The sequence below is a fragment of the Actinomadura opuntiae genome (assembly GCF_030283205.1).
GTDB lineage: Bacteria > Actinomycetota > Actinomycetes > Streptosporangiales > Streptosporangiaceae > Spirillospora.
The window spans coordinates 250,502-263,852 of sequence record NZ_JASNWF010000015.1; the positions used below are offsets into that span (position 1 = coordinate 250,502).

The following is a 13,351-nucleotide window of genomic DNA, read 5'->3' on the forward strand; positions in this document are numbered from 1 at the left end:
CACGAGCGACCTCACGTCGCAAAGACAGTTGAACGTGCGTTTCGCGTCGGCAAAGCAGTCAGCATCGACGGCGTTGTCGTACCTTTCCATCACGGGCTCTTCTTCCCGGCGCGGTTCGGGCAGGTTTGGTCACCTTCGAACCTGACCGGGGGAAGAGCCCGGCCGCAATCACCCCGCCGGTGAGGAGGTGATGCCGCCTGCGCCACCGGCCGGCCCACCGGGCTGCCCGGCGATCTCGCGGGCCACCGGCCCGCACAGGGCGAACAGCCCCGGGCCGTCCTCGACGGCCCAGCCGCGCTCGACCAGCCGTTTGAGCTTGGACCGCAGCCCCTCCCGCTTGGCCGCCGAATCCGCCAGCCCCATCGCGGCCGCGACCTGCCCGGCCCGCATCGCCCCGGCCGCATCGCCCCGGCCGCATCGGCCAGGATCTCCACCGCGTCGCGGTAGGCGACCGGCAACACCGACACCCCCATGCCCGGCCGCCACGGCGGCACCGTCAACACCCCCACCGGCGACCCCACACCCGCCACCACATCGACCGGCTGGGCGGACACGTCCTGCTGTGCGGGGCCCTCGACCGGCCGGGCGGTCTCACCCAAGACCTCCTGCACCGTCTCCCGCGTGATAACCAGCCGCGACAGCCGGTCCTCCTCGACCTCCAGCAGCCCGTTCAACTCGGCGATCCGCTCACCGAGCTCTTCGATCCGCTGCCGGGCGGCGGCCTCCCGCCGCGCCAGCTCCTCCAGCAACGAACCCATCGCGATCGCCTCCACCACGCACGGTAGAAGACAACCGGTCACACTGCGACCGACCCCTCAAAACCCCAGCTCAACCAGTCCCTGAAAAGGAACCACACCCGTTCGGGTTGTACGCGGGATTGGCATCAGGCCGCATCGTGGTGACCGGGCGGCAGGGCAGCGGGAAGACCTCGATGGCGATCTTGACCGCGCTGGAGGCGTTGGATTCGCGTGGCGCACTGCCCTTCGAGCTGCGCTGGCAGGTGCCGGTTCCGGTGCTGCTGACCGCTGACAGCTGGAATCCGCAGCACCAGAGCCTGCGGACCTGGCTCGCCGATCAGCTGGCCGTGCGCTATGGATTCCTCACCAGCGACGCCTACGGCAGCGACGCCGCCGGGCAACTGGCGGCGCGCGGGAAGATCGCGCTGTTCCTGGAGGGCCTGGACCAGATGGATGCGGGTCTGCGCCAAGCCGCGTTGCAGCAGCTGACGTCCGAGCACGCCATCCGCACGGTCGTGATGAGCCGCCCCCGCCAATACGCCGCGGCGGCTGCGGCGGTGCCCCTGTCCGGCGCACTGGTCATCGAGCTGATGCCGGTGCCGCTCCAGGACGCGCTGGAGTATCTCCAGCGGCGCCAGTACGGGCCGGCCGAACACATGACGGCAGCGGTGGTCCAGCACCTGCAGCAGCATCCCGACAGTCCGCTGGCCCAGGCCCTGGACTCCCCGCTCAGCCTCACGCTGCTGCGCGCAGATCCCCACGCCAACCAAGCACTCCTGACCAGAGCGGGCGTCCACACCCGGCGAGAGGTCGAAGATCTTCTCCTGGACTGCTTGATCCCCCGGGCCTACAGTGCCGAGCGGCCTGAGGGGCTCACGGCAGAGCAGGAACGGCCGTGGCAGACCCGCATCGACGCCACCCGCACCGTCCTGGAACTGATCGCGGCCAGGATGACAGAGACGGGAACAACCAGCCTGGCGTGGTGGCGGATGCACTACTGGAAGCCTGCTCGCTGGCGCATCGGCGCCAACACTGCGGCGGGAATCATCATGGGCGCCATCGGCATGCTCGTCTTCGGGCCGATCGGAAAGTACACCGTCAACGGTCACACCGGTTTGCGGTTCGGCACGAAATACGGAGCGTTCATGGGTCTGTGTTTCGGCTCGCTGGCCGGGGCTATCTCCGAGGTGCGCGACCTGCGCCCCGCTCGCCTCACCAGGCTCGACAAGGTCCTGGAGCACTGCCCGGAGAGGATGAAACGCCGGTGGCCGCAGCTCGGCAGCGCTGCCAGCGCGCTCGCGTCGTTCAATCCCGCGATTGCGTTGCTGATCTTCACTGCCATGATCATGGCTGTCGGCAATCAGGGCGGATGGCCCATCCTCGGCCATCTGTTGTTCGGTGTCCCCGCGGGCCTGGTCGCAGCCGGCGTGACCGGGCGGGCCGCCGCTCGCGAACGGCTGCGGCCCATCGGCCGGTCCCGCTGGATAATCCTGCGCCCCACCAGAGCCGACCTGCTCGCCGCGGTCAGCACCGGCCTGCCCATCGGGCTCACCTACGCACTGACCAAGACCACCGAGTTCGGCCTGTGGGCCGGGCTGTTCACCGGGTTCACCTTCGGCCTCATGACCGCCGTGGCCCGCCCCATCAGCAACCCCGACACGCCCGCCACCCCCTTCACTCACGACCGTGACGATCGGCGCCGCGCTCGCCGAACCGCGCTGGTCGTCGCGGTCCCCATTGGTGTGGCCCTGGGATGGCAGAACGGCCTCGCCCACGGCCCGCTCGCCGGGATCACCGCCACCCTCGGCCTGGCGACCATCATCTCCCTGGGCTGCATGGCCGCTCTCTCCGACTCCTGGCGCACCACCCTGGCATTCACACAACTGCACCTGCACGGCCGCTGGCAGCGCTTCCGCGGCGACCAGAACGCGACCGTCTTCCCCCTGCACGGAATACGGTTCCTCAAAGACGCCTGCGCCAAGGAGGTCATGCGCAACTCAGGCCCCTTCTTGACCTTCCGGCACACCCAGCTCCAGCACCTGCTCGCCGACGCCTACACCAGCCGTGCCACCGCCACACGGCAAACCAGCCGAGAGGATCACCCAACCCCACACAGCTGATCACCCTGGGTACGACGGTTCTCCGGGCACGGCGGTCCCTGCTTGGGGAGCGCGAGGTACTCACGCAGCTCCGCGCGCGACATCCGCTATGACGCCGTACGGCACGACAAATACCGTGTCTATAAGAGCGGCGTTCAGCGGGTCACAGCCCAGCCTGCGCCCAGCGGCCCGCCGTCCCAACCCCGCCCCCGCGGCGCGGGCCGACGAGTTCGCCGCTGCGGCGGAACGTCTGCGCCCGCTCCGGATCGAGAAACTGCCCGCCACCGCGATCATCACCAAGTATGGGCTGGCCGACGCCGTCCTGTACGTCGACCCGCCGTACCTGGAGACCATCAGGGCCAGGCGGGACCGCTCGCGCGGCCGCGACTACCGTCCCTAGCGCGTCCGGATCGGGTAGGCGCGTTGCTTTCGACGTCGGCCGTCGGCCACCCCAGATCGGCGAGAACGAGCTCCGCGGCGACCCCGCCCACCAAGCCGCGGTCACCGCGCTGAAAGAGGCCGGAGTCCTCTCCAGAGACACTGCCCGCACCGCGCCGGCGTGCACCCCGCCGTGCTGCTCGGCATGCGCTACGAAGACGACACCCGCCTCGCCCGCCAACTCGGCGAAGACCTACCGTGCGCCCACCGGGCTCCTTAACGTGACCGCCCGTTCGGTTACTAGCTCCAGCACCCCAACCTATGTGACACTAGGTAATCGTTTCACTACGAAAGGGGATCGGGATGAAGGGTAAGAGCACGGCCATCGCGCTCATGGTGGTCTCGGTAGGGACGGCGGTCCTTACGGCGCCCGCTGCGTCCGCGCAGCAGCAGGGGCCCAAGGACCACCGGTGCGATAACGGCGAGTTCTGTCTGTACGTCGGCTACTTTCAGCACGGCAGTGTTTCCGTCGACCGCCGCTCGTTCGAGGAGAACGTGCGCGCCTACACCAACATCGCTCGTTCCTGGAGAAATCTGACCGGCCGCGACTGGTACATCTACGACCAGCCGCATTGCAGGGGGAACAGCTATCCCCTGCTCGTCCGCGACGGCACCACCCACAATCTGGACACCTCCTGGCAGCACCGCATCCGCTCCATCGCGCGCAGGGACAAAGTCGGCCAGTGCCAGCGGTGATCTAGAGCAGAGATGCGAGGACCTCGATCGCCTTCAGGGTGGCCGATGGTCCGAGCCGTCGCCCGAGTCAGCGCGGAGGCGGGGTCACAACCTGCGTGCAGCGCGTGCCTCCAAACACGCGCGCAGCCATGATCAGGAGATTGAGAACGGGCACTATGAACCGCGCCGGGTTCGGTGGAGGTAGAGCCTCCACCGAACCCGGCGCGGTGCACTTGAGCTCCGCAGACTCCTTGGTCGTGGTCCCCGGCCGGGCACCGGCGTCGACCTCGGCCTGACGCACCCAGGACCACACCGTCTCGGCATGCTTGACACCCAGTCTGGTCGCGACGGCCTTCCTCGCCGACCACTCACTGGGATAGCCCGGACGCACCTCGGCGACCATACGGACCGCCCGCCTGCGCAGCTCAGGCAGATAGGAGGACTGAGCTGCCATGACTCGATCCTCTCAGGGAGACGAGCCTCGCGGGGCGCTTCACTGGCTCGACGTCCCGACGAGCAGGTCGTCGAGCGCCTGCGCACGGATCTGGCAGCCGCCCGTGGCTCCCCGATCTAAGCGGGGAGCCACGGGAGCCAGCGCGGGGAGCCAACGCACCTGGACCACTCACGATCTCTCGCGACCTCCTACCTGTATCGCTGCAGGTAGGAGGCTCCCCGATCGACTCTCCTGGACGTGGTCGGACCCCTCGGTCTTACCTGGGAGGTAGCCCCCTCGGCCCCGGTGCCGAAGATCGTGTCCACGACCCCGACTCCACCCGTGAGCACGCACGTGAACCGGCGCCGGTAGACGGTCTCGGTGGACCGCGCGCCGGAATGGCATCGGCGCGCCTTCAGCGTCCTCGTACCGGTCCTGCTGGTCACGGGCGCCCTGGTCACCCGTCACCGACCGGCGCGCCGATCATCCAAGGGCTCTGACCAGCCCTTTTCTGGATTGGCGTACCGACTGGTCGGTACGCCAATCTAGAAAAGGGTCTTGCCTTCCCGCCTGGAAGAGGTTTCTAATTCGGTGGGGCGGCTCGGGGGCGCCGGAAGCAGGCTTGCGGAAGGAGACCCATGAGGCTGAAAGGCATCGCCATACTGGTAGCCGCGCTGGTCGTCGCCGGTGGCGCGGCACCGGCGTCGGCGTCCGCCGCGCAGAACTCCCCCGCCGTCGTCCGGACGAACACCGGACTCGTCCGGGGAGAGGTAGGGAAGGACGACCGGCTCTTCCAGGGCATCCCGTACGCGCAGCCCCCGACGGGCGCGTTGCGCTGGAGACCGCCGCAGTCCGCACGGCCGTGGGCCGGCACCTACGACGCGACGTTCCCGCGCAGCCAGTGCGCGCAGATCGCCCCGGTCTACGGCGGCGAGACGACCTACACCGAGGACTGCCTCTACCTGAACGTCACGACGCCGAACCGCCATCTCCAGGGCCGGCACGGACTGCCCGTCATGGTGTGGGCGCACGGCGGCAGCAACGTCACCGGCACAGGCAGCGCCTACAACGCGTCCAAGCTCGCCGTCCGCGGCGGCGTCATCGTCGTCACGATCAACTACCGGCTCGGGCCCATCGGTTGGCTAGCGCACCCGGCGCTGGAGACCGGCGCCGACCGGCGCTACCAGGCCGGCAACTACGGTCTCCTCGACCAGCAGGCCGCCCTGCGCTGGGTGCGGCGCAACATCGCGGCCTTCGGCGGCGACCCGCGCAACGTGACGCTGTTCGGCGAGTCCGCCGGTGCCGCCGACTCCTGCGCCAACCTCGTCTCGCCGTCCGCCGCCGGGCTGTTCCACAAGGTCATCCCGGAGAGCTTCAGTTGCGCCGCGCCTACGCGGACCGAAGCCGGCGCGGAGGCCGACGGCGCCAAATTCGCCGACGCCGTCGGATGCGGGGGCAAGGCCTCACCTGCCGAGACGGCCGCCTGCCTGCGCGTCGTACCGGTGAAGACCCTGCTGGAGACGTTCCAGGCCAAGGACATGACCGCCGGCCCCGTCGCGGGTGGCGACCGCGTCCTGCCGCTGCAACCCGCCCAGGCCATCGCGCAGGGCCGCTTCAACCGGGTCCCGGTGATGCACGGCAACACCCTGGACGAGATGCGCCTGTTCGTCTCCCTCACCTACCCGCAGCCGATCACGGCGGCGCAGTACGAGGGCATCGTCCGCTCGATGTACGGCGCCAACGCCGACAAGGTCCTGGCCCGCTATCCGGCGCGGAACTACCCGGACCCGCGGATCGCGCTGTCCACGATCGAGACCGACTTCGGCACGTCCCTCTCCACCTGCCTGCACCAGGACGCGTTCCAGGCACTGTCGCGCGCCGGCGTCCCGGTGTACGCCTACCAGTTCGCCGACCGGACGGCGCCGCCGCTCGTCGACGTCCCCGGATTCGACGAGGGCGCCGAGCACGCGACGGAACTGACCTACCTGTTCCCCGGGCTGCTCGGCGACCTGAACGCCCAACAGCAGCAACTGTCGGACGCCATGGTCGACTACTGGACCTCGTTCGCCCGCAACGCCCACCCGACCGCCGCCAACGCACCGCACTGGCCGCGTTTCCACTCGTCCACCGACGTCCTGTCCTTCACACCCGGCCCCAACGGCATCCACCCGACCGACACCGCGGCGCAGAGCAACTGCGCATTCTGGAAGTCGCTGTCGTCCTGAAGCGAGCACGGCCTCCCTCCCAGCCCTGGGCGGGAGGCCGTGTTCTGCCCCGAAGACGCCTGGCCTGCGATGGCCTACTGCCCGAGGTCGACTGCTCGACGGTCTAGCCGATTCCGTTCGGGGACGGTCCGTGCGGCGCGACGGGGAGTCGGATCGTGACGAGGAGGCCGCCGGCGGGGCGGGGGCTGAGGTCGAGGGTCCCGTCGTGTACTTGGACGATGGTGTTCACGATGGCCAGCCCGAGGCCGACGCCGGCGTGCTCGTCGGTTCGTGTGCGTTGTGTTCCGCGTTGGAAGGGTTCGGTGAGGGTCGGTAGGAGTGCGGTTGGGATGGGCTGGCCGGTGTTCTCGACCTGCAACACGCTCGCGTCGTGGTGCGTTTGGGTGTGGACCGTCACGGTGCCGCCGGTGGGGAGGTTGTGGACGATGGCGTTCTGGACGAGGTTGGTCACCATCCGCAGGAGGAGCGCCGCGGAGCCGACGGTCTGTGCCTTCTCGCCGGTGACGGAGAGCGTGATCTGACGCTTTTCGGCGAGAGGAAGCAGCGTTTCGGTGGCTTCTTCGGCGATGAGGGACAGGTCGACGGGTTCGCGGGTGAAGGTCCTGCGGTTGCTGCGGCTGAGCAGCAGGAGGGCCTCGGTGAGATCGATCGCCCTCGTGTTGACGGTGTGGAGGCGCTCGATGAGCTCGCCCTGGTCCCGCGCGGGGTCGCTGCGGGCGACGTCCAGGAGCGTCTGCGAGATCGCCAGCGGAGTGCGCAGTTCATGGGAGGCGTTCGCGGCGAACCTCTGCTGTTCGCTGACGTGGGATTCGAGCTGGTCGAGCATGGTGTCGAACACGTCGGCGAGTTCGCGGAACTCGTCTCTGCGGCCCTGCAGCCGGATTCGATGGGACAGTGATCCGTTCGCCGTCATCCGTGCCGCGTCCGCGATCCGGGTGAGCGGGGCGAGCATCCGCCCGGCGAGGATCCATCCTCCGAACAGGCCGAACAGCAGCAGGAAAGCCAGCGCCAGGGCCACGGCGGGGGCGAAGCGCAGGCGGACGGAGCGCGCCAGCGTCCCCTCCGGGGTGGTGATCACCCCGGGTGCGTAGCGCAGCAGGTACATCCACACCACGGCCAGCAGGACAGCGCCGGCGACCAGGAGGAATCCGGCGTAGCTGAGGGTGAGTTTCAGTCGGGCGCTGAGCCCCGGGCGCCTAGTCATGAGTGCCGCCAGAGTGGGCGGGCCTCGTCCTCCACGATCGGCAAACGCATACCTGAAGCCTAAGCAGCACGGCATATCGCCGACGTATGCGACGCGGACCCTGCCGACCAAGCCCGCGCCGTCGGCGCGGCCCGCGTAACGTGCGCGCCGGGTTCGTCCACCGACCCGACCGCGGCATCAGCCTCGGTGCCGCCGGGGGGCGACCGGGGTCCGGTTCACGGCCGCATCCTCGGGTCCTCAGCGGGGTCGGCGTACATCGGCGGGTAACGGCCGTCGGCAGCGTCGGGACGCGGTTCGTGTCGCCAAGGCTCATTGCCGTAGATCTGGCCCGGCCCATACGCGGCGCGATGTTGCGGCGGCCAGGCTGCGGCGCCCGGGTGCGGCAACCGGACCGGCTCGACCGTTCGGTACTCGAAGTGCCACCACTCGTTGTCGTAGACGCGGTAGAGCCCGTAGCGTCCGCCGTGCCGTTCGAGCCACCGCGCGCCCTCGGTCGGCCGGACGTCGAGCGCGAGTCCCCGCACGTGGCTGGATTCTGGCGGTGGCAGCACCCGGCTCCGCGCCGCGAGCACCGAGCCGGTGCGCCGCACCTCCTCGGCGAAGATCCGGTGCTGTTGTGCCGCGTCGCGATATCCCGAGGTGAGACCGATCAACTGACCGTCGCGCCAGAACGCTTCCGCCCGCGCGTGCGTGAACGCCATCAGCGTTTCCGGTGCCAGCCCGCGGAGATCCTCGGCGGGGAAGCGCAGGCTCAACGCCCACTGGCAGGCCAGGAAGCGGCCATGGCCCGGTGCCCGGCAGAAGGCGATCGGCACCAGCAGCACTGCGACGAGCCGAGTGAGGGCCGCGAGGACACGCACTCTGATCGCCGATGAGTTCGCCACGACTCACCGCCGAAGGGTCAGGCCGTACGCAGGGCCTCGGTCGGCGAGCGCCGGGCAGAGCATCAGCCCGTCGATCCCTGGACCGACGAGCACGACCCCGGCCATACGATGGGCCGCCGCTGACAGTGCTGCACTGTGGTTCATGTCTCCACTGAAAGCGGAAGGCTGTTGCGGCGCCGTATGCGGTTTTCGATACGCCCGCGATACACGCGATCCCCGGCACCGCCCGCTCGGTGAGTGCGGGCCGTTCGGCGGCGTGGGTTGTCCGCGGTTTTCGGGGTCCTTACTCTGGCCTCGCACACGCCTACAACCGCGGTTAGAACGGGGAGGAGAACCGGTGACCCTGCCGGCGGAGGAGGAGACCCTCAGCTTCCAGGCCGAAGTGGCGCAGCTGCTGGACCTGATGGCCCACTCCCTCTACAGCAACAAGGAGATTTTCCTGCGCGAGCTGGTCTCGAACGCGGCGGACGCGATCGACCGGCTGCGCTTCGAGCGGATGACCCGGGCCGAGTCCGCCGGGTCCGGCGAGGACGACGCGCCGCCGCGGATCCGCGTCGAGCACGACCGGGACGCCCGCACCGTCACGATCACCGACAACGGCATCGGCATGACCCGCGACGAGGTCGTCCGCAACATCGGCACCATCGCCAAGTCGGGCACCGCGGAGTTCCTCAGATCGCTCAGCGGCGACCAGCGTGCCGACGCCGCGCTGATCGGCCAGTTCGGCGTGGGGTTCTACTCGGCGTTCGTGGTCGCCGACCGGGTCGTGCTCACCACGCGGCGGGCGGGGCGGCCGGCGTCGGAGGGCGTCCGGTGGGTCTCCGAGGGCAAGGGTGAGTTCACCGTCGAGAGCGTGGAGCGCCCCGAGCACGGCACGAGCATCGAACTGCACCTGCGCGAGGGCGAGGACGAGTTCCTCAGCGGCTATCGGCTGCGGTCGATCATCAAGCAGTACTCCGACCACATCACCGTGCCGATCGTCATGCCGGACCAGGCGGCGGACGCGGAGGGCTCCGGCGGGGAGACCGTGGTCAACCAGGCGTCCGCGCTGTGGGCCCGGCCGAAGAGCGAGCTGACCGACGAGGACTACAACGGCTACTACCGCCACCTCACCAACGACCTCGACGACCCGCTGACCTACCTGCACGCAAAGGTCGAGGGGCGGTACGACTACACGCTGCTGCTGTACGTCCCGTCGCGCGCGCCGCACGACCTGTGGCTCCCGCAGGCGCGCCAGGGCGTCAAGCTCCACGTGCAGCGGGTGTTCATCCTGGAGGACGACGACGGACGCCTGCTCCCCCAGTACCTGCGGTTCGTGCGAGGCATCGTCGACTCGGCCGACCTGCCGCTCAACGTCTCGCGGGAGATGCTGCAGGGCAGCCTGGCCCTGGAGCACATCCGGTCGAGCGCGACGAAGAAGGTGCTGAAGCTCCTCAAGGACCTGGCCTCCAAGGAGCCCGACAAGTACGCGAAGTTCTGGGACGAGTTCGGCGCCGTCCTGAAGGAGGGCGTCGGCGACGACTACAGCAACCGCGAGGACATCGCCGCGCTGCTGCGCTTCACCACCACCCAGGGCACCGGCGTCTCGCTGGAGGAGTACGTCGGCCGGATGAAGGACGGGCAGGAGAAGATCTACTACCTGCTCGCCCCGAGCCCGGAGGCGGCCGCCGCGAGCCCCCACCTCGAGGCGTTCCGCGCCAAGGGCGTCGAGGTGCTCCTGCTGGGCGAGGCCGTGGACAACTGGCTGGTCAGCAGCCTGCAGGAGTTCGGCGGGAAGCGGCTGCAGTCGGTCGCCCAGGGCGACCCCGACTTCGGGGAGCTGCAGGACGAGCAGGAGAAGGAGACCGCGCGCAAGGCGGAGGACGACTACGCGGACCTGGTCGCGAAGCTGAAGGAGCACCTCGACGGGAAGGCCTGGGACGTCCGCGTCTCCAACCGGCTCACCACCTCGCCGGCGTGCATCGTGGCGGGCGAGCCCGACACCGACCTCAACCTGGCGCGGCGGCTGCGCGGCAACGGCCTGCCCCACCAGCCGGTGCTGGAGCTCAACCCCGGCCATCCCCTGATCGAGCGGCTGAACCGCCGGCAGGACGACCCGCGCCTGGGCGACTGGGCCGGGGTGCTCTTCCACCAGTCCGTCCTGACGCTCGGCGCCCGGCTCGACGACCCCGCCGCGTTCGTCGGGAGCCTGAACGAGCTGCTGGTGGCATTGACCATCGAGGAATGACACGCACCCGCGGCGATGAAGGCGGCCTGGACGCTTGTCCCGGCCGCCTTCGTCATTATCGGCGGCCATTCGGTGCGGAGGTCCCGATAAAGCAAAGAGTCGAGTGACGGAGACGCCTTCTCTCCGCCGATCGATTGAGCCTCGGCGAGTTTCCCCCACCGGCGGGGACGAATATCGAGCCGCGATCCAGGGCGTCGAGGGTCGCCCGGCCGCGCCGCGACCGCGCGCGAAAGATCGAAAACGCGAGCGTGTTTCACAACATCGGCGTGCCGGGCCGGAGCTCGCGAGCAGGCGCGCCGCTCCCCCGCGGCGCGGTCCGCCCGGCGCGAAACCCGCCTCGCGGCGCTCCGGCGAGCAGACCAACGGCGGACGCACCATTCCCGAGTTACGGCCGTCCGTAAGCCGGACGTTGGGCACGGCGCCTCATTCGTGTCACTAATTTTTCACCCTGCACAGCCTTATTTTCGGACATAGAGGCCAGATGAGGAGGCATGTCCGTAATACCCATTCCAGGTCAGTGGCGAGACCCTCACCGACCGCAGTCGGAGAGTGACGAACCGCTCGTTGACGGGTGCTTCCGGGCGGTGTAATCCTCTTCACCGTCGACGGCCCCAGAGAGAGCTATTTCGGCCTGATACTCGGGGACTCTGGGAAGCGGCGACGGCAGGAAACTGGGGATGCCCGTCGTGATCTTGGTCGAGCCTCGCGGCGGGCGGGCGCCGTGAGAGGGTGCGTTCGTGGGGTGCCAACGCGATCTGGGACGGGGCGTTCTGAACGGCGCCGCGATCGGCGGCGGGACGGTCGGCGACGGGGCGCCGCCGCGCGCGCCTCGGAAATGCGCGGAACGGTCCACCGGTAAGCCGCCCCGGCGCCGCGATCGCATTTCCCCCGGAAATGCCGCGTCCCGTGGACGGGGCGCGGGGCGCGGGCATCTCAATGCGCCCTCGGCGATATGCGGACGGCATGCCCTCGCCGGGCGAAATCGGTTGAGGCTTTCCCCCGAAAGCCGCGCAATTCCTGGTTCCCGGCCGGAAGGCGCCTGCGAGGTTCCGGCGCGATGGAGGACGGGCGCGCACCGCAGCGGCGGCAAGCACGCGCTGGCCGGTGCCCGGGCCCCTTGAAGAGGTACCGGCCCTATCCGCGGGTCCGCCCGCCGCGCCGCGATGGGCGGCACGCGGTTCCGCGGTCGGCGGGGGCGGCCGGTACGCGGACCGCACCCGCCCCCGCCCCGCCGGCGTTCCCGCCCGCCGGCCGACCCGGCCTCGTTCCGGGTCGGCGCGCGCATGCCGGCACTCCCCGTCCGCACCACTCCCCGGCCGCCGACGCCGGCCGGCACCTCCTTCGAGCTCCCCGAGGGGACAGTATGACCCGGGACCTGATCAGGAAGATCACCATCGTGCTCGTCGATGATCATCGGCTGTTCCGGGAGGGCGTGCGCGAGATCCTGTCGGCCACGGCCGACCTGGAGGTGGTGGCCGAGGGGCGCTCCGGCGCGGACGCGGTGCACCTGGCGGCCCGGTACCGGCCCGACATCCTGCTGCTGGACGTGCGGATGCCGGGCATGAGCCCGGTCCTGACGATCCGGCAGGTGGCCCGGGTGTCGCCGGCGACCCGGACCGTCGTGCTGTCGATGCACTCCGACAACGACCTCGTCCTCAGCCTGGTCGCGGCCGGAGCGGCGGCCTACCTGTCCAAGGACATCGGCGGCGGCGAGCTGTGCGACGACCTGCGCTCGGTCGTCGCCGACGGCCAGGTCTTCACCGCGCGCCTGCAGCGGACCGGCGGGCACACCGCCGAGGCCCTGCGGCCGTCCGTGGCGCTGACCGACCGCGAGATCGAGGTGCTGCGGCTGGTGAGCATGGCGCTGAGCAACTCGCAGATCGCCATGAAGCTGTGCGTGAGCGAGGCCACCGTCAAGCGGCACCTGACCAACGCCTTCACCAAGCTGAAGGCGCGCTCGCGGCTGGACGCGGTGAACCGGGCCATCGCGCTCGGCATGCTCGCGGGACCGGAGAACCGGCACACCGTCGGCTGACCGGGCGTCCTTCCGCGGACCCGCGCGCCCCACCGGACGGTGCGGCACGCGGGTCCCCATCGCGCCCGCGGCCGCGGCACTGTAAGATCATTTGAAATTTAAACCGGCATCGCGGCGACCGCGCGCGGCGCGCCATTCCCGCCGCCCTCTCCGCCCGTCCCGCGACCGCACCCCCGGCGCCCTTCGACCACCCGGTCATACAACGAAAGTCGTAGCCGGGCGTGCGACTCGGCGCTCAATCGCGCCATGAGACGCCCGTGTTGTCGCGAAAGTCGTGGTCCCCTGTTTTACTCGTCCCTGCCAAGGCGAGCATGCACCAACGGCCTGCCCCGGTCGGAGGGCTCCGGAAGGTTCCACAAGAACAGGGGGCTGTCAGTGAGCGTCATATCCGTCA

At 69.7% G+C, this 13,351-nt stretch carries 9 protein-coding genes and 1 pseudogene; 6 read left to right on the forward strand and 4 right to left on the reverse strand.

The annotated features are described in order from the left end of the window. Window positions 1-168 precede the first annotated feature (168 nt). Complete coding sequence (locus tag QP089_RS30895; RefSeq protein WP_285916264.1) at window positions 169-390, reverse strand: hypothetical protein; 222 nt, start codon at window positions 388-390, stop codon at window positions 169-171. A gap of 541 nt (window positions 391-931) precedes the next feature. Here QP089_RS30895 and QP089_RS30900 point away from each other — a divergent pair. The 3 genes from QP089_RS30900 to QP089_RS30910 all read left to right on the forward strand — a co-directional run bounded on the left by QP089_RS30900 (window position 932) and on the right by QP089_RS30910 (window position 3,970). Then, window positions 932-2,857 carry an NACHT domain-containing protein gene (locus tag QP089_RS30900; RefSeq protein ID WP_285916266.1) on the forward strand — a complete coding sequence of 642 codons (1,926 nt, stop codon included), beginning with the start codon at window positions 932-934 and terminating at the stop codon, window positions 2,855-2,857. A 115-nt stretch (window positions 2,858-2,972) separates the two neighbouring features. Continuing rightward, complete coding sequence (locus QP089_RS30905; protein WP_285916268.1) at window positions 2,973-3,236, forward strand: hypothetical protein; 264 nt, start codon at window positions 2,973-2,975, stop codon at window positions 3,234-3,236. Window positions 3,237-3,577: 341 nt separating this feature from the next. Beyond that, complete coding sequence (locus tag QP089_RS30910) at window positions 3,578-3,970, forward strand: peptidase inhibitor family I36 protein (protein WP_285916269.1); 393 nt, start codon at window positions 3,578-3,580, stop codon at window positions 3,968-3,970. Between the two features lie 211 nt (window positions 3,971-4,181). Here QP089_RS30910 and QP089_RS30915 read toward each other — a convergent pair. Then, window positions 4,182-4,403, reverse strand: a pseudogene (locus QP089_RS30915) (transposase); the annotation flags it as partial. 617 nt (window positions 4,404-5,020) lie between these two features. On the opposite strand from QP089_RS30915, the gene QP089_RS30920 reads away from it, so the two are divergent. Then, a complete protein-coding gene (locus tag QP089_RS30920) occupies window positions 5,021-6,607 on the forward strand; it encodes a carboxylesterase/lipase family protein (RefSeq protein WP_285916270.1) in 1,587 nt (528 codons plus the stop codon). A gap of 103 nt (window positions 6,608-6,710) precedes the next feature. Here the strand turns inward: QP089_RS30920 and QP089_RS30925 are convergent, their stop codons facing one another. Continuing rightward, window positions 6,711-7,811 (reverse strand): sensor histidine kinase, encoded by a 1,101-nt coding sequence (locus tag QP089_RS30925; protein ID WP_285916272.1) that lies wholly within the window; start codon window positions 7,809-7,811, stop codon window positions 6,711-6,713. A gap of 215 nt (window positions 7,812-8,026) precedes the next feature. Continuing rightward, a complete protein-coding gene (locus QP089_RS30930) occupies window positions 8,027-8,635 on the reverse strand; it encodes a M15 family metallopeptidase (protein WP_285916274.1) in 609 nt (202 codons plus the stop codon). Window positions 8,636-9,032: 397 nt separating this feature from the next. Here QP089_RS30930 and htpG point away from each other — a divergent pair, with 397 nt between their 5' ends. Together htpG and QP089_RS30940 are read left to right on the forward strand one after the other, a co-directional pair. Then, window positions 9,033-10,922: a molecular chaperone HtpG gene (gene htpG, locus QP089_RS30935; RefSeq protein WP_285916276.1), complete on the forward strand. Its 1,890-nt coding sequence runs from the start codon at window positions 9,033-9,035 to the stop codon at window positions 10,920-10,922. Window positions 10,923-12,285: 1,363 nt separating this feature from the next. Further along, window positions 12,286-12,957 carry a response regulator gene (locus QP089_RS30940; protein WP_285916278.1) on the forward strand — a complete coding sequence of 224 codons (672 nt, stop codon included), beginning with the start codon at window positions 12,286-12,288 and terminating at the stop codon, window positions 12,955-12,957. The last annotated feature ends 394 nt before the right edge of the window (window positions 12,958-13,351 follow it).